General features: G+C 68.5%; 12 protein-coding genes and 1 tRNA gene. 4 read left to right on the top strand and 9 right to left on the bottom strand.

All coding sequences use genetic code 11. The annotated features are described in order from the left end of the window. Positions 1-10: 10 nt before the first annotated feature. Positions 11-1,318 carry a hemolysin family protein gene (locus tag M8A51_RS07815; RefSeq protein ID WP_251777647.1) on the bottom strand — a complete coding sequence of 436 codons (1,308 nt, stop codon included), beginning with the start codon at positions 1,316-1,318 and terminating at the stop codon, positions 11-13. A gap of 64 nt (positions 1,319-1,382) precedes the next feature. Between M8A51_RS07815 and M8A51_RS07810 the strand changes: the two genes are divergently transcribed. Together M8A51_RS07810 and M8A51_RS07805 are read left to right on the top strand one after the other, a co-directional pair. Further along, on the top strand, positions 1,383-2,204 hold the full coding sequence (locus tag M8A51_RS07810) for a symmetrical bis(5'-nucleosyl)-tetraphosphatase (protein ID WP_251777967.1): 822 nt from the start codon (positions 1,383-1,385) through the stop codon (positions 2,202-2,204). 175 nt (positions 2,205-2,379) lie between these two features. Continuing rightward, positions 2,380-2,469 (top strand) — tRNA-Ser (locus M8A51_RS07805). Between the two features lie 11 nt (positions 2,470-2,480). Here M8A51_RS07805 and M8A51_RS07800 read toward each other — a convergent pair. Both M8A51_RS07800 and M8A51_RS07795 read right to left on the bottom strand, forming a co-directional pair. Then, positions 2,481-3,074 (bottom strand): class I SAM-dependent methyltransferase, encoded by a 594-nt coding sequence (locus M8A51_RS07800; RefSeq protein ID WP_251777646.1) that lies wholly within the window; start codon positions 3,072-3,074, stop codon positions 2,481-2,483. A 106-nt stretch (positions 3,075-3,180) separates the two neighbouring features. After that, on the bottom strand, positions 3,181-3,576 hold the full coding sequence (locus tag M8A51_RS07795; RefSeq protein ID WP_251777645.1) for a hypothetical protein: 396 nt from the start codon (positions 3,574-3,576) through the stop codon (positions 3,181-3,183). A gap of 152 nt (positions 3,577-3,728) precedes the next feature. Here M8A51_RS07795 and M8A51_RS07790 point away from each other — a divergent pair, with 152 nt between their 5' ends. Beyond that, on the top strand, positions 3,729-4,106 hold the full coding sequence (locus M8A51_RS07790) for a sensory rhodopsin transducer (RefSeq protein ID WP_251777644.1): 378 nt from the start codon (positions 3,729-3,731) through the stop codon (positions 4,104-4,106). A gap of 1 nt (position 4,107) precedes the next feature. Here M8A51_RS07790 and M8A51_RS07785 read toward each other — a convergent pair whose 3' ends face one another. Genes M8A51_RS07785 through M8A51_RS07775 form a run of 3 tightly spaced genes read right to left on the bottom strand, consistent with a single transcriptional unit; the run spans position 4,108 to position 12,194 of the window. Next, positions 4,108-5,973 (bottom strand): GGDEF domain-containing protein, encoded by a 1,866-nt coding sequence (locus tag M8A51_RS07785; RefSeq protein WP_251777643.1) that lies wholly within the window; start codon positions 5,971-5,973, stop codon positions 4,108-4,110. A 15-nt stretch (positions 5,974-5,988) separates the two neighbouring features. Further along, positions 5,989-8,247, bottom strand: a complete 2,259-nt coding sequence (locus M8A51_RS07780) for a putative bifunctional diguanylate cyclase/phosphodiesterase (RefSeq protein ID WP_251777642.1) — start codon at positions 8,245-8,247, stop codon at positions 5,989-5,991. After that, positions 8,244-12,194 (bottom strand): response regulator, encoded by a 3,951-nt coding sequence (locus M8A51_RS07775; RefSeq protein WP_251777641.1) that lies wholly within the window; start codon positions 12,192-12,194, stop codon positions 8,244-8,246. The genes M8A51_RS07780 and M8A51_RS07775 overlap by 4 nt, the downstream gene beginning before the upstream one ends. A gap of 200 nt (positions 12,195-12,394) precedes the next feature. On the opposite strand from M8A51_RS07775, the gene M8A51_RS07770 reads away from it, so the two are divergent. Continuing rightward, positions 12,395-14,107, top strand: coding sequence for a sensor histidine kinase (locus M8A51_RS07770; RefSeq protein ID WP_251777640.1), 1,713 nt, complete (start codon positions 12,395-12,397; stop codon positions 14,105-14,107). A gap of 18 nt (positions 14,108-14,125) precedes the next feature. Here M8A51_RS07770 and M8A51_RS07765 read toward each other — a convergent pair whose 3' ends face one another. The 3 genes from M8A51_RS07765 to M8A51_RS07755 form a co-directional block, all read right to left on the bottom strand. Continuing rightward, complete coding sequence (locus tag M8A51_RS07765) at positions 14,126-14,725, bottom strand: response regulator (RefSeq protein ID WP_251777639.1); 600 nt, start codon at positions 14,723-14,725, stop codon at positions 14,126-14,128. A 236-nt stretch (positions 14,726-14,961) separates the two neighbouring features. Continuing rightward, on the bottom strand, positions 14,962-18,624 hold the full coding sequence (locus tag M8A51_RS07760; RefSeq protein WP_251777638.1) for a PAS domain S-box protein: 3,663 nt from the start codon (positions 18,622-18,624) through the stop codon (positions 14,962-14,964). 240 nt (positions 18,625-18,864) lie between these two features. Beyond that, complete coding sequence (locus M8A51_RS07755; RefSeq protein WP_251777637.1) at positions 18,865-20,058, bottom strand: EAL and HDOD domain-containing protein; 1,194 nt, start codon at positions 20,056-20,058, stop codon at positions 18,865-18,867.

Below are 20,058 nucleotides of genomic sequence, written 5' to 3'. Positions count from 1 at the left end.
CGCTGCGGCTCTACGCGGTCGGCTCTTCGACCGGCGGCGGCGCGGGCGTCGCGAGCAGCTTGTCGACCCGTTTGCCGTCGAGGTCGACGACCTCGAAGCGCCACCCTTCCCACTCGACCGCGTCGGCCGTTTTCGGCAGGTGTCCCAGCAGCAGCATCACCATGCCTGCCAGCGTGTTGTAGCGGCCGCGATCTTCCTCGGGCAGCGTCTTCAGCAGCAGGCGGTCCTTCAGCTCGTGGACCGGGATCAGGCCGTCGATCAGCCACGAGCCGTCTTCGCGGCGCACCATCCAGGCATCCTCGGGCGCGGCGGTCGTGAATTCGCCGGTAATGGCCTCCAGCACGTCCTGCAGCGTGATCATCCCCTGGATCTCGCCGTATTCGTCGACGACGAACACCATCTGCATGTCGGACGCACGAAAGCTCTCGAGCAGCTCCATCCCGGTCAGCGTCTCGGGCACGAAGACCGGAGATTGCAGCCCTTCGGTGAGCTGCAGGCTGCGGCCCTGCGACAGCTGCTGCAGCAGCTGTCGCGCGGTGATCACGCCGATCACGTCGTCCAGGCCCCCGCGGCACACCGGGTAGCGCGAGTGCTCCGTCTCGGCGATCACGGCCAGCGCCGCCGGCGCCGGCTCGGACGCGTCGAGCCAGGCGATGTCGCCGCGCGGGATCATCATCGAGGTGATCTGCCGTTCGTCGAGCCGGAACACATTGCGCACCATCTGGTGCTCGTGCGCCTCGATCACGCCGGCGTCGAGCCCTTCCTCCAGGCTGGCGGCGATCTCTTCCTCGGTCACCATGCGCACCGGCATGTCCTTGATGCCGAGCAGGCGCAGCACGGCGTGGGTCGCCGCCGTCAGCACCACGACGAAAGGCTTGACCGCATACGACAGCCAGTTCATCGGCTGCGCAACGATGCGCGCGACGGTTTCGGGGTACATCTGCCCCAGCCGCTTGGGCACCAGTTCGCCGAAGATGATGGTCAGGAAGGTGATGCTGACGACGACAAGCGCGGTGGCCGCAATGCCGGAAGCCGCCTCGGACAGCCGTGACGCCTGACTCAACCACACGGCCAGCGGCTCGGCGAATGCGCCTTCGCCGACGATGCCGTTGAGCACGCCGATCGAGGTGATGCCGATCTGCACCACCGACAGGAATTTCGTCGGGTTCTCGTGCAGGTCCATGGCGGCCTGCGCACCCGACTCGCCGCTCTCGACCATCACCTGCAGGCGTATCTTGCGTGCCGCCGTCAGCGCCATCTCGGACATGGCGAACAGGCCGTTGAGCAGGATGAGAAAAATCAGTAACGCAGCGTCCATCCGCGGCCGAAGAAGAGAACTCCGGTAAAGGGCCAAAACCCGGGCAGCGTAGCAGAATCGCATGATGATCTACCTCATCGGCGATTTGCAGGGCTGCTGCGATGCACTGGAGCGCTTGCTCGCGACCCTCGATTTCAGCCCTTCGCGCGACCGGCTCTATCTGCTGGGCGACCTGGTCAACCGGGGGCCGCGCTCGAAGGACGTGCTGCACACCTTGCAGCGTTGCGGAGACGCCGCCGCCTGCCTGCTCGGCAACCACGACCTGCACCTGCTCGCGATGGCGCACGGCGCCAGCCCGGTGCGCCGCGGCGACACCGTGCAGGACATCCTGGACGCCCCCGACCGCGACGACATGCTGCAGTGGCTGCGGCACCAGCGCCTGGCGCTGCAGGAGCACGGCTGGCTGATGGTGCACGCCGGCGTGGCGCCGCAGTGGGACGCCGCGCTGACGCTGAAGCTCGCGGGCGAAGTCGAGGCCGAGCTGCGGGGCGCGCAGGCCGGCGAGTTCCTGCGCGTGATGTACGGCAACGAGCCGGCCCGCTGGACCGATGCGCTGCAGGGCCACGACCGCCTGCGCAATGCCGTCAACACGCTGACGCGGTTGCGTTTTTGCAGCGTCGACGGACACATGGAGTTCGCCGCGAAAGAGTCCGCCGAGCAGGCGCCCACCGGCTACCTGCCCTGGTTCGAGGTGCCGGGCCGCAAGACCGAGGGCGTGCCGATCGCGTTCGGGCACTGGTCGACACTCGGGCTCGTCAACCGGCCCGACCTGCTCGCGCTCGACACCGGCTGCGTGTGGGGCGGACAGCTCACCGCGGCACGCGTCGACGGCGGGCGGCGCGAGATCATCCAGGTGCCCTGCGAGCAAGCCCGGAAGCCCGGGTGACGGGGTCGCCCGAGTAGAATCGGCGCTCTTCGACCGGAGGCGTGCCCGAGTGGTTCAAGGCACGGGTCTTGGTCAACGCCTCCATATGGAGGCAGAGGCGTTGGGCGGAGTTCATATCGCGCAAGCGATGTGAACGCAGACCAAAACCAGCGCCGCCATCGAAGAGTTGAGTGCTGGAGGTGTGGCCGAGTGGTTTAAGGCACTGGTCTTGAAAACCAGCGAAGGGGCAACCCTTCCGTGAGTTCGAATCTCACCGCCTCCGCCAGCCCTTCGCTCTCACCCACGTCGCGCGAACGCCCACACCATCACCGGATATTCCGGCTCGTTGCGCATGTCGCGGTAGAAGCCGTAGTCACGCACCGGCCCGCCTGCGTGCGCCCGTACGCACGCACGGTTGCCCCAGCTGTGCACGCTGACCTCGTTGTCGCCGAAACCGCCGTCGAGCAACAGTTGACGCAGCCCTGCCTCGGTCCAGCGGTGATAGTCGTGCGGGCGCGCATGCACGCGGAACAGGAACGGCGTCGCGATCAGCGCGTGGCCGCCGGGCGCCAGCATTTCGCGCACGTTGCGCACCGCCCGCACCGGAGCCGGCACGTGTTCCAGCACCTGGTCAGCAATGACGATGTCGAAACGCCGTGGCAGCACGTCGCGGCAGATGTCGAATCCAGGGTAGTCGACCGTCGTGTAGCTGGCCGCGGGCAGCTGCTTCCATGTCCGGTTCCATCCAGGGGAGATCTCCAGCACGTCACCGATGGGGCCACGCGACTGCAGGAACCCGTTGAAAGAATCGATCTGGCGAACGCGCAGCCAGTTGCGTTCGTCGTAGCCGACACGCGCCAGCCACCGTTTGATGCGTCGCAATCCCCGCATGTATGCCCTCGCTCGCGAAACCTGTCAGGCCGCGAACGATAGCAGCAGGGTTTACCCCAAATACATCATGGTTGTAAGCGCACACATACGTGAACGGGCTTGACCATCAGGAGGAAGACCGGCGCGCTTCCAGGCGCGCCGACGGCTTGACCGGCGCTCGGCGCAAAGCATCGCCTGCGCGGGGCTCTCTGACCCACGCGACGGCCGGCTCGGCCCATTGCGCAAATCCCCGCTCGATCGAACGCAGCAGGCGCTTCGCTGTCGATGGCGCCGCCGCGGACGCCGCACGGCTTTCGATGTAACGCCACCAAGCCGTCCGCAACGCCTCACGGACATCCTGGCTGGCGCCCCGGCCGACGAAGTGCAACTGCCATTGCGACAGCGCGTCGCCCAGTTCACAGGTGGCATCGTCGGTCCCGGTCCAGCGGACCAAGTCGCGAAAGGCGGTGCTGCCGCCGGGCTGCGCCATCAGCCAGTTGCGAAAGCTCGGGGGAATACTCATACGACGTCTCCTGCCTGCATTCGGACGCATCTTATTCGTATGGGATTTTTTTACATGCAACCAAATGAAACCAATTCCTCTCGCAGCAGCGCCGAGGGGCACCGCAGTTGCTGGGAACTTCGCATCGACCACGACAGCAGGAGAAAAACGCCATGTCCGCCATCGGAGCCACGGTGTGGGCCATTGCCGAGGGGTACATCCCCGGGCACAGCACCGGCGACGGCCCGGCCCTCGAAAGCCACGAAACCGCCTGCCTGTTGAACACCGGGGACACGCCGGCCCAGGTGCGCATCACGCTGTATTTCAAGGACCGGGCGCCTGCCGGACCGTACCGCGTCGCCGTCAAGCCGAGGCGCACGCTGCACTTGCGGTTCAACGACTTGAAAGACCCGGAGCCGGTACCGCGTGACACCGACTATGCCAGCGTCATCGAATCCGACGTGCCCATCGTCGTGCAACACACGCGGCTGGACTCGCGCCAGCCTGCGCTGGCGCTGCTGAGCACGGTGGCATTCCCGGCCGCACCGTGATTCACGCGACGCAGGTGCGGTTCTTTCCGGTGCGCTTGGCCTCGTAGAGCGCCTCGTCGGCGCGATCGAGAGTTTCCTCGAGCCGCTCCCCGGGGCGATACAGCGTGACGCCGGCCGAGAACGTCACGAACACTTGCTGCTCCTCGTGCATGAAGAAGCTCGCGGTCAGGGTGCGCTGCAGCCGCGTCAGCACGACGCAGGCTTCGTCGGTGGTGGTCTCGGGCAGCAGCACGACGAACTCCTCGCCACCGTACCGGGCCACCGTGTCCATCGGCCGCAACGCCTGCTTGACGTTGTTGGCGAGGAACTTCAGCGCCTGGTCGCCGGTCTGGTGGCCGAGCGTGTCGTTGAGTTTCTTGAAGTTGTCGATGTCGAGCAGGCCCACGGCCAGCTCGCGGCCGCTGCGCTGCGTGCGTGCGTGCTCGGTGTCGAAGGCCTGGATCAGGCCGCGCCGGTTCGCGATCTCGGTGAGCTGATCGGTCGACACTTCGGTCGACAGCCGCTGCAGCTCGGTCTCGAGTTCGCGCACGCGCTCGTGCAGGTGGTCGGCTTCGGCGTGCTCGGCCTGCAGGCGCTGCTGCGTCTGCCCGACCTTGTGCTGCACCGACTTGGTCTCCTCGACCAGTTCCTTGACCATGCCGGCCAGGCTTTCCAGGGAGTCGGCCTGCTCGATCGCGACTGCGTAGCGCCCCATGTTGTCCTGGAAGCGATCGGTGTGCACGCCCAGCTCGCCGATCTCCTGCAGCATCGCGTTGATCGCCTGCTTGAGCAGGTCACGGGCATGGTTGCGCTGGGTCTTCAGCTCGTGCTGCTGCGTGCGCGTCGAATGCAGCATGTGGCTGACGGAACGCACGGTGCGGGCGGTCAGCCCTTCCTGCAGCTTGCTGCGCATCGCCTCGCACTGGCCTTGCACCCAGGAGCTGTCTTCCGACAGGTCGGCCAGGCCGGCGGTGAGCTCCTCGCACAGCAGCCGCAGCTGTTCGGTCAGGTGCTGGCGGTGTTCCAGCAGACGCTGTGCGTCGCCGGCCCAGCCGCGCCAGTCTTCGGCCAGGTCGTCGTCGGCATCGGTGGCAAGCGGCAGCCGCAGTTCGGCCAGGCGCGAACCGAGCCGGGCACACCGGGGGTCGTCGGCCGGTAACGCGGGTTCGATCGCGTCGGCCAGGTCGCCGACCACCGCCTGCCAGGCCGGTGCAAGCAGCGGTTCGTCGATGCCGGGCAACAACGTCACCGGGGGGGCGACGGTGGCGACCGGCCCGAGTTCGGCCGGCGCCGTGGCGGGCCCGGCGGCGGACAACACGTCGGCGAGCAGCGGGTCGGCCTGGGTGGCGGCGTCGGCCAGCGTGTCGCTGTCCCAGCTGGCGGCCAGCTGCGTCAACCGCTGCTGCAAGCGTTGCGGGTCGCTGCGGCTGCCGGCAAGCACACGCTGGAGGCTGTCTTTCTTGCGGCCGCTGGTCCACTGGCGGCCGCCACGCTCGATGCCCTTGACCAGCCGGCCGATCAACGCAGCCCAGGCTTGTGCCTGCGCGGCGGCAGCGTCGCCGTCGGCAGCACCCGCCAGCAGGCGGTCGGCCTGCTCCCAACGACCTTGCTGGATGGCTTCGAGCAGGCCCGGCGCCGCGGCGCCGACCTGGCCGCCGCCCAGCCGCTCGAGCAGGCGCTGGGCGGCGGCCGGCAGCGGCGCGTCGCCATCGGGCGGCTCGCCCGCCTCGGCGCGGTAGGCGCGGCGATAGTTCTCGGGCGTCGGTTCCAGACGCTCCTGGGCCAGCCGGCGCAGCGCGGCCTTGGCGAGTTGAGCGGGCGCGGTGGCCGGGCCGGCGAGCGGCGCAGGCTGGGTCGCGCGGCTGGCGGAACCGGGCGTGGACTCCATGTCGGTCTGTGTTCTTCAGTGCACGGGTTTGCCGCGTGTCGGCAGGTCAAGGCGCGCGATCGCGCCGTCTGACGTGCCGTCGCGAGAGGAACTGGCGACGGCAGGGCTCCACGGTGCCTTGCGGGGCAGCACCGTCTCGCGGATCCACTGTTCCAGTGCCGCAGCAGGCAGCGGCTTGCTGAACAGAAAGCCCTGCATGATGCCGCAGCCGAGGCGGTTGAGCACTTCCATCTGCAGCGCCGTCTCGACACCTTCGGCGATCACGCGGATGCCGAGCGAACGGGCCAGCGCGATGATGGCGGTGACGACCGCGGTGCTCTCGGGACGGTGGCCCAGTTCGCGCACGAAGGAACGGTCGATCTTCAGCTCGCTGATCGGCAGCGTCGTCAGGTAGGCCAGCGACGAATAGCCGGTGCCGAAGTCGTCGATCGAGATCTCGACACCCAGGCTGTTGAGTCGCTTGAGCGCCGGGATCACGTTCTGCAGGTCCTTCATCAACCCCGTCTCGGTGATCTCGAGTTCGAGGCAGCGCGGGTCGACCTGCTGCTCGGTCAGCGCACTCTGGATCTTTTCCATCAGGTCGCTGCGCTGGAACATGCGGCTGGGCATGTTGACGGCGATCGACGCGTCGAAGCCGAAGGAGTTTTGCCACGCACGGGCCTGGCGCATCGCCTCGCGAATGGCCCAGTGGCTCATCGGTATGATGAGACCGGTCTCCTCGGCCAGCGGGATGAACTCGCCCGGCGGCACGATCTGGCCGCCGCGCTGCCAGCGCATCAGCGCCTCGGCGCCCATGAAACGGCCGGAGCGCACGTCGATCTTCGGCTGGTAGTACAGCACCAGTTCCTCGCGCTCCAGCGCCTTGTGCAACGCGGTCTCGAGTTCCAGCTTCTCGCGGCCCTTGCCGGCAAGCTGCGGCGTGTACACCGAAGCGGCGTTACGTCCCTGTGCCTTGACCGAGTACATCGCGACGTCGGAATTGCGCAACAGGTCGGCCACGGTCGTGCCGTCGCGCGGGTACAGCGCGATGCCGACGCTCGCGGTCACGAAACACTCCTGCCCGCCCACCAGCACCGGTTCGCGCAGCGATTCGAGGATGCGCATCGCGACGCGTTCGGCATCCCGCTCGTCGCCCACCTCGGACAGCAGCGCAACGAACTCGTCGCCGCCGAGCCGGCCGACCGCCTCCAGCGTGCGGTGCGCGCGCGAACCGGGGGTATCGACCGTGGCGTCGATGACCTGGTCGGAATGGCGCACGCAACCGCGCAGCCGACGCGCCACCTCGACCAGCAGCTCGTCGCCGGCGGCGTGCCCGAGCGTGTCGTTGATGATCTTGAAACGGTCCAGGTCGATCAGCAGCAGGCTCACCTGGTGCCCCATGTGGCGGGCATGGTCGATCGCGCGCTCGGCGCGCCAGATCAGCTGGCGCCGGTTCGGCAGGCCGGTCAGCGAGTCGAAGTTGGCCAGGTGCTTGATCTTGTCTTCCGCGATGCGGCGGTCGGTCACGTCCTGCACGACGCCGTTGTAACCGTACACCGCGCCGTGCTCGTCGAACTCCGGCTCGGCCTCGAGATGCAGCACGCGTTGTCGACCATCGAGCAGCCGCACCGGTACGTCGGTGCACAGCACGGTGTAGTGCGTCAACACTTCGCGCAGGATGGCGAAGAAGCCATTGCGTTCGTCGCGAGGGATCATGCGCAGCGCGCCGCGCATCGTCAGGTGGTCGCTGGGGCTGAGCCCGAGCACGCGCAGGCCTTCGACCGAGAACAGCAGCTCGCCACGGCCCGGGCGCCAGTCGAAGCTGCCCATGCGGGCCAGGTCCTGGGCGCGCGCGAGCTGCGCCTTGCTGCGCTCGAGCTCCAGCCGGGTGCGCGACGATCGCAGCAGGTAGCGCAGGCGTCCGGCCAGCAGGCTCCACTGGTTCGACTTGACGAAAAAGTCGGTCGCGCCGGCCTCGTAGGCGCGGTTGATCGAGGCCTCGTCATCGAGGCCGGTCAGCATCAGCACCGGGATCGACTGGAAACCGGGCATCGCGCGCAGTTCGCGGCAGCAGGAAAAGCCGTCCAGCCCCGGCATGATCGCGTCGAGCACGACGACGTCGGGCGACCAGTCGGCCAGCAGCGCGAGCGCGCGCTCGCCGCTGGCGGCTTCGGTGATCGCGAAGCCGCGCTCGCGCAGCGCGATCGAGGTCAGCAGCAGATTCACCTCGTCGTCGTCCACCAGCAGCACGGTCGGCTGCTCGAGGTCGGCGTCGTCGGTGAGGGAAGGAGTCATCTGTCGGATCCCAGCAGGATGCGCAAGCTTTCCAGCACCCGGTCGGTTTCCTGCCGGATCGCGTGGATGCGTTGTTCGAAGGGCCCGGATTGCCCCGAACGGATCATCGATTCGATTTCGGCGCATTGCACCGACAACTTGAGCGCCCCGACGCTCGCGCAGGACGATTTGAGCGTGTGCGCCGTCAGCCGGATTGTGGCCAGATCATTGATTTCGTGCGCTTCCTCCATTTGGGGGACAAGGCGCAGCAAGGACGTGTGAAAAGTCCGGAAAAGCCGACTCAGCAGCTGGTTCTCACCCTGCGGGTCGAGTTCGCGCAGCCGGGCGACCGCTTCGGCATCGAAAACCAGCGGGTCGGGTTGGATCATGTTCGGCTCCCCATCGTCGGTCTGTACGGCTTCCACGCCTGCCCGGGCCTTGATCGGTGAAGCATTTGGCGCGCCTGCTTCACGGGGCTCCCCGGCGCTCGTGCGTAGCCAGTGGGTCAGCACCGCCAGCAGCTGATTCTGGCGGAATGGCTTGGACAGATAGTCATTGAAGCCGTGCGCCAGAAAACGCTCCTCGTCGCCGCCGAGGGCATTCGCGGTGACGGCGAGTACCGGCGTATCGGGCGGCGTCAGGAAGGCAAAGCGGCCGCCCGGGCCGCGACGGAACCAGCGCAGGGTTTCGACCCCGTCCATGCCGGGCATCTGGATGTCCATCAGCACCAGGTCAAAGCGATGTTCGCATAACGCGCGCAACCCCTCCACCCCCGACTGCGCCAGATGCGTCCGGCAGCCGAGCCGGCGCAGCATCTGATGGATGACTTCCTGGTTGACCGGGTTGTCCTCGACGACCAGCACATGCCGGTCGAGCCGCGGCAGAGGCTGCTCGCGCTCGCGCACGGGCAGCGCCGACAAGCCCAGGATGGCCTGGCGGAGCTCCACCTTGCGCACCGGTTTTGCGACGAAACGGTGGAAGCCCGCCTCGTGCGCGACGCGCACGTCGTCCGGGCTGGACACCGACGACAGCAGCATCAGCTTCAGGTGCCGCCAATGCGGCGAATCGCGCAACGCCCGGGCGAACTGCACGCCGTTCATGCGCGGCATCGACATGTCGACCAGCGCCAGATCGAAACCGCCCCCGGCCTCGCGTTCGCGCTCCAGGACTTCCAGCGCTTCGACGCCGTCGCGCGCCAGCGCCACCCGCATGCCCCAGGCGCCGAGCATGTTCTCCAGCACGGTGCGGTTGGTGTCGTGATCCTCGACCACGAGCACCCGCAGTGCGGGCATTTCCAAGGCCTCGGTCGGCGCCAGGCCGGCGCCGTCGGCGGTCAGCCCGAGCGGCAGGCTGAAACTGAACTGCGAGCCGAGCCCCGGCATGCTGCTGGCCCGGATGTCGCCCCCCATCATCTCGACCAGCTGCTTCGAGATCGCCAGCCCGAGCCCGGTGCCGCCGTAGCGCCGCGCCATGCCGCCGTGCGCTTGCGTGAACGCGTGGAACAGGCGCGGCAACAGTTCCGGCGCGATGCCGATGCCAGTGTCGCGCACCGTGAACTCGAGCAGCACCTGGCCGTCGGCCGCCACCCTGTCGGGTACACGCTGCACGTCGACCACGACCTCGCCGCGCTCGGTGAACTTGATCGCGTTGGCCACCAGGTTGGTGAGCACCTGGCGCAGCCGCAACGGGTCGCCGTGCAACACACCCGGCAGACCGGGCTGCTCGCGGAAACTCAGCTCCAGCGACTTTTCGTGCGCGCGCGGCGCCATCAGCTCCAGCGTGTCCTCGACCACCGCACGCAGAACGAAATCAGCCGGTGCGAGCTCCAGCTTGCCGGCCTCGATCTTGGAGAAGTCGAGGATGTCGTTGATGATTTCCAGCAGGCTCTCGCCGGAGCGGTACACCGCGTGCGCGAAGCGTCGTTGTTTCTCGCTCAGCGAGGTTCCGAGCAGCAGCTCGGTCATGCCCAGGATCCCGTTCATCGGGGTTCGGATCTCGTGGCTCATGTTGGCCAGGAACTGGCTCTTGGCCTGGCTGGCAGCCTCGGCGGCGTCACGCGCGCGCTGCAGCTCCTGCTCGCGTTCGTGTTCCTCGGTGATATCGGTGCACAGGCCGTAGACACGGACTTCGCCGTTCGGCAGACGGCGGGCGCGCGTGCGCGTGTGCAGCCAGCGCAGGCCGCGCGCCGGGTGGTGCAGCCGGTGCACGAAGTCCACCGGCAGCAGCTGGCGCTCGCGCATGGCGCGCTCGTCGAGCAGATGACGGTCCTCGGGCGGGATGTTGTCGAGGTAACCGACCGGGTTGCGCGCGTGCTCGTCGGGCGTCACGCCCCAGAAGTCGTACAGCCGGTTGCTGACATACAGGAAGTGGGAGCGGTCGGGGTTGCTGATGAAAAGATGGTCGTCGACGGCGTCGGCGAACTCGCGGAAACGGGCCTCTGACTCCACCAGCGCGCCTTCCGCGCGGCGGCGCTCGGTCAGGTCCCGGGCGATGATGATCACCGCCCGAGGCGTGCCATCGGTGTGACGCAAGGCGATGTAGCGCGCGTTCAGGTGCCGGTCGCCGCGCCGGTGCGAGCGCCAGAGGAACTCGTCTTCGATCGGCTCGCCGCCGTCCAGCGCATTGCGCACCGAAGGCAGGATCAACGCGGTCAGCTGGCGACCGAGCGCCTCTTCGGCGCGCAGGCCGATCATCTCCTCTCGACGGATGCCGAATTCCCGTTCTGCATGACGGTTGACCGCCATCAGCCGCAGCTCGGTCGGCTCCATCACGTACAGGCTGACCGGCAGGTGCTCGATCAGCTCATTGAGATGGGTGCGCTCGCCCTCCAGCTGATCGGCGCGCTGCTGCCGCTCGGTTACGTCGGTCAGCACGCCGAGAAACAGGAAGCGCGCGCCCTGCTCGTCGAGCACGTGCGTGACATCGATCTCGCCCCAGTAGGGCTCGCTGCCGCCGTCGGCAAAGCGCCGGCGGCCCGCGTACTCCAGCTTGAAGTCCTCGCGCTTGGCGATGGCCTCGCTGAGCGCGTGGCCGGCGCGCGGGTCGGTCATCAGGGTCCAGCATTCGCGCCCGATCACTTCCTCGGGCGCCCAGCCGGTGATGCGTGTGTAGGCTTCGTTGACCCACTCGATGCGCCCGCTGCGGTCGGCGATGATCACGCCGCTCGACACGCGAGCAGCGACCATCGCGAGCCGGCGCGAGCGCTCCTGGCTCAGTTCCATGCCCGAACGCGCGACATCACGCCGCGCCAGCAATGACAGTTGCGCCATCGCGACACCGAGCAGATGCTGCACATGCTCGTGCGCCGGCGAGACCTGCGGGTCGTACCACTCGACCACCGCGACCGGCGCATCGTCGGACCACACCGGCACGGCGACGGCACGGCGGGCGCCGGCCGGTCGCAGGCGGTGTCCGCCGACGCCGGCATTCGCGAGGTCGGCGCAGATCGTCACGGCATGGCTGGCGATCGCGGTGCCGGTCAGCCCATCGCTGCCGTGCGCGGTGCCGAGCAGACTGAGGTCGACATGGTTCTCGCGTCCGCCGCCCCGTTCGTCCCAGGGGAATACCAGCCCTGTCTCGCCGTTCCAGTCGTCGACACGCAGCACGGCAAAGGCGTGTGCCCCCAGGTGACGACCGATCGCACGGCTGACGCCCTCCATCGCCGTGCCGAGCGTGCCGGCCCCGTTGACGGCGGCAATGATCGCCTCCAGTGTGTCGAAGCGCTGCGACAGCCCCTGTGTCGGCGCATGCATCTCGTCGCGCAGGGCCGGCAGGAAGGACGACAGCGCTGAGTCACCGGCAGACCGGCGCACCGGGGCGCGCCAGGCCCAGCCCAGCGCCGCAGCGGCAAGCGCCAGCGAGCCGGCGATGGCCAGCGGGCCCTGGCCCAGCAGCGCCGTCAGCCAGCCGGTCAGCCCGAGCGCGCCGGCCGCCATCAGGCGCAAAGTGGGTGTTTGGTTCCTCGGCATCTGATTCCCCAGGCCTGGTTTCTACCGGCCCGCCCGGTGTCCCACGCCCGCGGGGTCCTACTCCATCTGCGTTTTCGGTATGCCCTGCCCCGGACTTGAGGCATCTTGCTCGAAGCGGGCGCGGTTCAGCATGTCTGGCTGGCGCGAACTGTGCGATCCGTCAGGAATAAATGCGAGAGCCGCTACTTACAATCGGCCCGATGGATCGCGCCCCCGCCTCTGACGAGATTTCCCAAGGCAAGCGCTTGCTCCTCGCCGCGGGACTGGGGGCTGGGCTGACCCTGGCCTGGGTCGGCTTGAGCCTGGCCGGCGCCGCATGGCTGGCCCAGTCCTGGGCCGACGGCCTGCGCGCGCTGGTCGAGTCCGGCCTGCTGCTGCTCGTATTCGTGCTCGGACTGGTGCTGATGCTCGGGCTGGCATGGTGGTTCGGCCGCCGCCTCGATACGCTCGCTTCGCTCGGACGGCTGGCACAGGCGCAGCAGCGCAGCCTGCTGCAGTTGCTGCCCGACTGGTACTGGGAGACCGACGCACGCCACCGGTTGACGCTGCTGCGCCCTCCCCCGGGCGCAGATTCGCGCGACTGGCAGGTCGAACCTCGCCTCGGCCGCACGCTGTGGGACGACTTCGACAGCGACGTCCAGCTGTGGCAGGCGCATCGCCAGATACTGGACGCCCAACGCGGCTTCGAAGCACTGCCCGCACATCGCCGTGAACCCGATGGCCGCAACAGCCTTTGGCTGCTGCGGGGCGTACCGCGCTTCGATGCAGACGGCCGCTTCGCCGGCTACCAGGGCACCGCGCGCGATGTCTCCAGCCGCGCGGAGCTGCAGTTCGAGCGCCAGATCGGGCTGCAGCTGCTCGATGCGGTGCCGAGCGCGGTGGTGCTGGCAGAGTCGGCGTCAGGCGAACAGCCGCTGCGCTACGTGATCCGCCACTGCAACGACCTGGCTGCGCGCCGCATCGGCGAATCGGCCGCCAAGCTGCTCGGCCGGGACATGCTCGGCGAGCTGAAACGCGTGGCGGAATGGCCGCTCGCGCCGGTGTGCGAGCGGCTCGGCGCCGAACCGCCCGAGCGTGACGCCCCGCCGAGCGCCCCCACGCCGTGGCAGGCGCATGTGGACACCTTCACCTTCGAGCATGGCGGTACGCGCCGGCATGCGCTGCTGGCGATCTTCACGCCGTCGACGGTGCAGGCCGACGAGGCCGCGCAGCTGGAGCGGCAGGCGGCCGAGCGTGAACTGGAGTCGTTCAGCTACACCGTCTCGCATGACCTGCGCGCTCCGATCCGGGTGGTCGAAGGCTTCACGAAGATCCTGAAGGAAGACTACGGCCGCGCACTCGACCGCATCGGCAACGACCACCTCGACCGCGTGCTCGGTGCTGCCGCGCGCATGAACGGCATGATCGACGCGCTGCTGGCGCTGTCGCAGTTGTCTGCCAAGCCGGTGCAGCAGCAGCCGGTCAACCTGACCCAGCTGGCCACCTACGTCATCGACGACCTGAAGCGTCAATCGCCGGAGCGGCTGGTCGACGTGCGCATCGAACAGGGCATGAGCGCGCAGGGGGACCCGACGCTGCTGCGCGTCGCGCTGGAGAACCTGCTCGGCAACGCCTGGAAGTACAGCGGCAAGCGCGACCGCGCGGTGATCGAGTTCGACTGCGAGAACCAGGGCGGGCGTTTCGTCTACCGTGTGCGCGACAACGGTGCGGGCTTCGACATGCGCTTCGCCGACCGCCTGTTCGGCGTGTTCCAGCGCTTGCACAGTGCCAATGACTTCCACGGCACGGGAGTCGGGCTTGCCAGCGTGCAGCGCATCGTGCGCCGGCACGGCGGGCAGATCTGGGCCGAGTCCGAGGTCGGCGAGGGAGCCACCTTCTACTTCACGCTGAGCGAGCCGAAACGCTCGAAGTAGCGCCGCGCGTTATCCGATTCAGCCGTCGCCGGGAGCACTGAGGGTTTCGAGCGCGGTCACGAATCGCCGGCTCTGTTCATCGAGCGAAACCTTCTCCTGCGCGGCCTGGCGGCGCAGGCGATCGAGCGCCTGCCCGCGGGTCAGCGAGAAGCGGTGCATGGCGATGCCGACCGCGATCGCGACGACCTGCTCCAGCACTTCGTTGCCGGTGGCGGGAGCGGCAGCGGCAGGCTCTGGCTGCGCGCGGCTGGCGAAGGCCGCCTCGACGGCCGGCACGATCTGGCGGATGTCCAGCGGCTTCACGAGATAGGCCACCGCGCCGAGTTCCTTGACCTTGTCAAGCGTCTGGTCGTCGGAGAAGGCCGACAGGAACATGAACGGGATCTGGAGGTACTGCCGCAGATAGGCCGCGACGTCGAAGCCGCTCTTGCCTTCCATGCGGATGTCGAGCAGCGCGAGCGCCGGGCGGTGTTCGCGCGCGAGCAGGATCGCATCATCGCCGTTGTCGGCGTCGATGATGTCGTAGCCTGCCTGCGACAGGCCGTGCGTCAGGGTGGCCAGGACCAGCCGGTCGTCGTCCACCACCAGGATCTTGCCTTTGCCGGACACGATGCTCACTCACGATAGCGGCGCAGCGCCGATGGGCGATTGTGGCGCAAAAAAGAACCACCCCTGCGCGCTACGCAGGCCTTGCAGGCCACGCCGGACCGGGAGGTCCGGCCCTTCGCCAGGCGCGATCAGTCCGCAGGGACTGTTCGCGTCCGGGCTCAGCCCCTCGAGGCGCGGCACTGGCGGACCGGCGAAGCCGGATCCGCGGTGCCTGTGCGAACAACACGCGAAGGGTGTACGCCTTCCTATAGCGCAGTGAGGCGTGTGACGCCGGGCGGGGTCAGCCGCACCACGGCACGCACGCGGTCGGCGTCGTTGTCGAGCGTCAGCCGCGCACTGCGGCGCGGCAGCAGCGCACGGATCAGGCCGAGGCCCGACACCCCGCCGGGAAACTGGGCGAGCGTGAAGCCTGGCGGCAACTGTCCCGGATTCGAGACTTCGATCTCCACCGCGTCGTCCTCGCACTGCAGCCGGCAGCCCACGTCGCCGGAAGCACTGTGCTTGATCGCGTTGGTCAGCAGTTCATTGAGCGTCAGCGCGATGGGGATGGATTCGGCCTCCGGCAGCGCCCATTCCTGGACATGCTCGCCCTCGATGGTCAGCGCGATGGAGCGGTCGAAGGTCTTCTGCACCGAGCCGGTGATCGCCTCGACGACCCGCTTGAGCCGCAGAGGACCCACCGCGCCCACCTGCAGCCCGTACACATGTGCGATCGCCTGCACCTGGCCTGCAACCTCGCTGATCGGCCCGGCCATCTCCGGCTTGCGGCCGGCGATCTGCTGCAGCAGCCCGGCAACGCCCTGCAGGTTGTTCTTGATGCGGTGGTGCACTTCCTTGACGAGCAGCTCGCGCTGCGAGATGGCTGCCTCCAGCCGGGCTTCCTGCGCCGCACGCTGCTCGGTGACGTTGGCCGCCACCAGCAGCAGTTGGTCGGGCGGCTGCCCGGAGCGCGACAGCGGCAGATAGCGCGCGTCCCACACCGTCGGCTGGCCGTCGATCGTCACGCGGTACTCGCGCTGCGTCACGCCTTCGACCGCCAGGGCCGCCTCCATGTCGCCACGGTACATCTCGGCTTCCTGAGCCGGGTACATGTCCTCGGGCGCACAGCCGACCAGTTCGCCGGCCTCGCGGCCGCTCAGCGCCGCCGCGATCGGGTTGATCTGCAGGATGCGCAGCGTGCGCGCGTCGCGCAGAGCGATGGCCAGCGGTGCGAGATCGATCAGCCGACGCAGCGAGGCCTGCGCGTCGGCGATGCGCTGCTCGGCCTGGCGGCGGCTGTCGATGTCGAGCAGCGCATAGGTGATCTCGCGCCCGCGCGGACCGACGCCGGTGACCACGGCATTGCCGACCACCCAGAAATTGCGGCCGTCGCGCGCCATCACCTGGCATTCGAAGGTCTGCGTCTGGCCATGCTCCAGGTGTTCGACGGCCAGGCGCTGGAACGGATGCGACGGGTCGCTCGAGGCGACCACGTTGATGGGCCGGCCGGCGAAGTCGGCGAGGTCGCCGCCGAACATGCGCCGCGCCGAGCGGTTCATCCATTCGATGCCATGCGCACCGACCGTCACGATGCCAACCAGCACCGAGTCGAGGATGGCACGTGTACGCTCGGCCTGCGTCGCCAGCGCCTGCTCGGCAAGACGCCGTGCATCGACGTTGACGTAGGACGCGATCACGCCGCCTTCGGGGTCGCCCTCGTGCACCAGACGCTTGTGCACCTGCACCCAGCACTGCGTGCCGTCCTTGCGTCGCAGCAGGCGTTCCCCGGTCCAGCGGCCTGTCTCGAGCAACGCCTCGGTGTGTTCGGCACGCAAGCGCTGGTAGTCGTTGTCGTCGGTGAAGAGCGCACGCTCTTCCAGCGTCTCCAGCTCGCCCGCGCCGTAGCCGCTCAGCAGGCAGAAGCCTTCACTCGCGCGTTGCACGCGCCCGTCGCGCAGGAAGGCGATGCCGACGTCGGACAGGCTGAACATCAACTCGCGGTCGCGCGCCAGCGCCTCCAGTTCGGCCTGCTGCATCTTCAGCCGGGTCACGTCGGCCAGCACCACGATCGACTCGATCTCGGACCCGCCCGCCTCCATGCGCCGCATCGACAGCGCGCACCAGCGCAACGGCTGCCCGGGCAGGCTGATCTCGATTTCGGTCTCGTACAGCGTCGTGCCGGCCAGCACCTGCATGGCCTCGTCGACCAGGCGCTGGGCGTCGACACTGGCCGGCAGCAGATCGCCGAAGCGGCGGTCGAGCGCCGCGTCGGGCTCCAGGCCCAGCATGCGTTCGAACTGGCGGTTGTAGCGCAGCAGCGTCTCGCCGCGCAGGTAGGCGATGCCGGTGGTCGTGCTTTCGAGGATGGTGGTCAGCTCGCGCAGCAGGCGCTCGCTTCGCTGCTGCATCAGATGCTGCTCGGTGACGTCGAGCGTCACCACCGAGGTGCTGCGCTTGCCCGAGTTGAGCATGCGCGGCTCGACCCGCGTCTGCAGCCAGCGCGTACCGAGCTCGGGGTGCTGGATCGCGTACCGGGCGTCGACCCGCTCGCCCTGGCGCACCGCCTGCTGCACGCGATCGAAGTCGGGCAGCGTGTCGCTGCGCACCAGGTCGCGGCTGATCGCCTTCAGCTCGCTCGACACCAGCCCATCGCCGGCGCCGCGTGCGGTCCTGCGGTCGAACTGGAAGCGGCCGGTGTGTTCGTTGAAGGTCGCCAGGCCCGCCTGCGCGGTCTCGGCCAGTGCACCGAGCTGCGACTGCGCCATGTCGAGCCGGTCTTCCGCAGTACGGTCCTCGATCACCACCATGTAGCGGCGATGGCCATGGCGTTCCTCGAGGCAGCGTACGACGGCGTGCAGCGCGCGGTCCTCGTCCTCATGGTCGACCCAGCCGTGGCGGTGCAACGGCTCGCTGTCGGGGTGCAGCGCCGCGAGCGGCCCGCCGGCATACCAGCCCAGCAACTCCTGCAGGCTCACGTGGGCCTTCGCCAGCGAGAACGGGACGCGGCCGATCAATTGCTGCAGCGCCGGATTGGAGCGCACCACCAGGCCGTCCTCGTCGAACAGCATCATGCCGACCGGCGTCAGGTCGAACCACTGATCGAGTTCGTGCACCGAGCGGTCGGCGCGCTCGCGCGCCTGATGTTCGGCAGTGCAGTCGTGCAGCACCGTCAGCGACATCGCCTGCCCGTCGCTGCCGTAGACGCGACGGTGCGCGGCGCGGTACCAGCGCGTCTGCCCGCCGGCGTCGAGAAAACGGCGCTCGGTCATCGGCGAGCTTTCCGCGCGCTCGAGATCGAGTTCGAGCTGCCGGCGCACGCTCTCGTGCTGCTCGCGGTCGTCCGGATGGAACAGCACCATCGGGTCGAGCCCGATCAGGTCCGAGCGGGCATATCCGCTGTAGTCGAGGAAGGCCTGGTTGACGTCGACGACCCGGTACTGCGCGTCCTGCAACACCACCGGGAACGGCGAGTACCAGAACATGCGCCGCAGCTCGCGCAGCGCAATGTCATCCGCGCGCTCGGGCGGCTCAGCCTCGGCATGGTCCGCGCGACGCGGCGCCGGGGCCGGCGTGCCGCCGGCGCGTTCGAACCGCAGCGTCCACTGACCCGGCGGCTCGCCGGCAAGGCACAGCCGTACCGGCACGCCGGAAGGCAGCATGACGCGCGGCCCGGTGACCGCCGCGAGTGCGAAGCCCGGCTCGCGGGCAGCCAGGCGCAGGTGACTGAGTACCCACTGCACCGCTGTGAGGCCGAGCGGCGCGACCAGCGACGACACGCTGGTGTTGGCGGGAATGTTCAGCAGCGCACGCAGGCTCGCGTTGGCCCGGACCACGGCGCCGGAAGGCGTCAGTGCCAGCATGGGCACCGCGGCACGCTCGAAGGCCTCGTCCCGATCGGCGGGGGAGTGGCTTTCGTGCTGCGCGCTCATCGACGGTCCCGGCGTTCAGAACGCCACGAAGCGGCGCCGCCCCGTGCATGCGGGCCGGCAAGAATCGATGCTGGGATGAAGACTGCGCTGCCGTCGTGCCGGGAGCATCTCCCGGTCCGGCTGCATGTCCGGCTCAAGGCCGTGAGGAAGACTGCGCATCGGGCCACCGTCGGCTGAAACAGGCCCAAGTGTAGAGGCAGTGGGCGCCGAAGCCTGCTCCGGCACCCACGGCGTGGCGTCTCACTCGAGTTGCGCGGCCATCGTCAGCGTGCCGAGCACCGCCCGGTTGACCTCGAGCAGGCTCATCAGCAGCGTTTCGGCGTACTCGTTGATGACCGGGGCGGTCTCGGTCTCGACGGCCTTGGTCAGTTCGAGATAGGGATGGTAGGGGCCGGCACTCTCCACCAGGGCCTGGTAGACGCGTTCGGGCACCGGGATGGTCTTGAGCAGCTCGTCGAAAGGCTTGTTGAACAGCCGGTCGAGCAGCGAGAACACGCCGCAGATGAAGACCTCGCCGCGCATTTCCTCATCGCCCGAGTTCGCGACCAGTTGTTCCATGAACAGCCCGCGCCGCACCGAAGCGAACATCACGGGCCGCATGTTGACGTCCTTGCTCGCCGTGGCGAGCAGCAACGCCAGCCAGCGCTTCAGGCGCTTGTAGCCGAGCAGCATGATCGCGTGCCGGAACGAGCTGATCTCGACCGACAGCCCGAAGGCCGGCGAGTTGATGTAGCGCAGCAGCTGGAAGGCCAGCGTCGGGTCGCGCTTGAGCACGGCGTCGAGCTTGTCGACGTCCTCGGCATCGTCGACCCGCCGAATCAGCTCCACCAGCACCGCCATGTCGGGCTGGCCGGCACGGCCGCCGGACTGCGACACCACGTCCTCGATGGGCCAGCCGAGGATCGCAACCGCGCCGCGGCCGAAGCTGGCCTCCATCTCGGCCGTGGTGCGTACGCCGCTCTGGACGAACCCCACCGAGCGGGTGACACCGGCGGCCTCGGCCTGACCGGCCACCTCATTGCGGCGACGGTCGTCCGCCAGGTCGACGATCGAATACTTGAAGCGCGGCAGCAGCTCGCGCGGCAGCATCGAGGGCGGGCGCCCATGCAGCAGCAGCGTGTTGCCCTGCAGCTGCAGGATCGCGTCGGTATTCACGGGGTCGCAGGCGATGAACGACGGAATCTCGATCATCACGTTGGACAGCGGCTTGGCGCGCAGCAGGTCGTTCAGCAACGTCTCGCTCATGACGTTCAGCGAAACGCGCGTGCCCCCCTCGGGCCAGACCTCGGCAATGGCGGCCAGCAACTGGTCTGCCTGCAGCGGGCCACCGGTGCGCAGAGCAGACACGGTCAGGCGGGTGGCCACGACCGCTCGGTTGCGGTCGATCATCGGCGAGTAGCTCAGCGCGATGTTGCGCAGAACGTCGTTTTCCAT

This window comes from Caldimonas mangrovi, assembly GCF_023721835.1.
Taxonomy (GTDB): domain Bacteria; phylum Pseudomonadota; class Gammaproteobacteria; order Burkholderiales; family Burkholderiaceae_C; genus Caldimonas; species Caldimonas mangrovi.
This window is presented reverse-complemented; position numbering and strand designations above follow the sequence as displayed.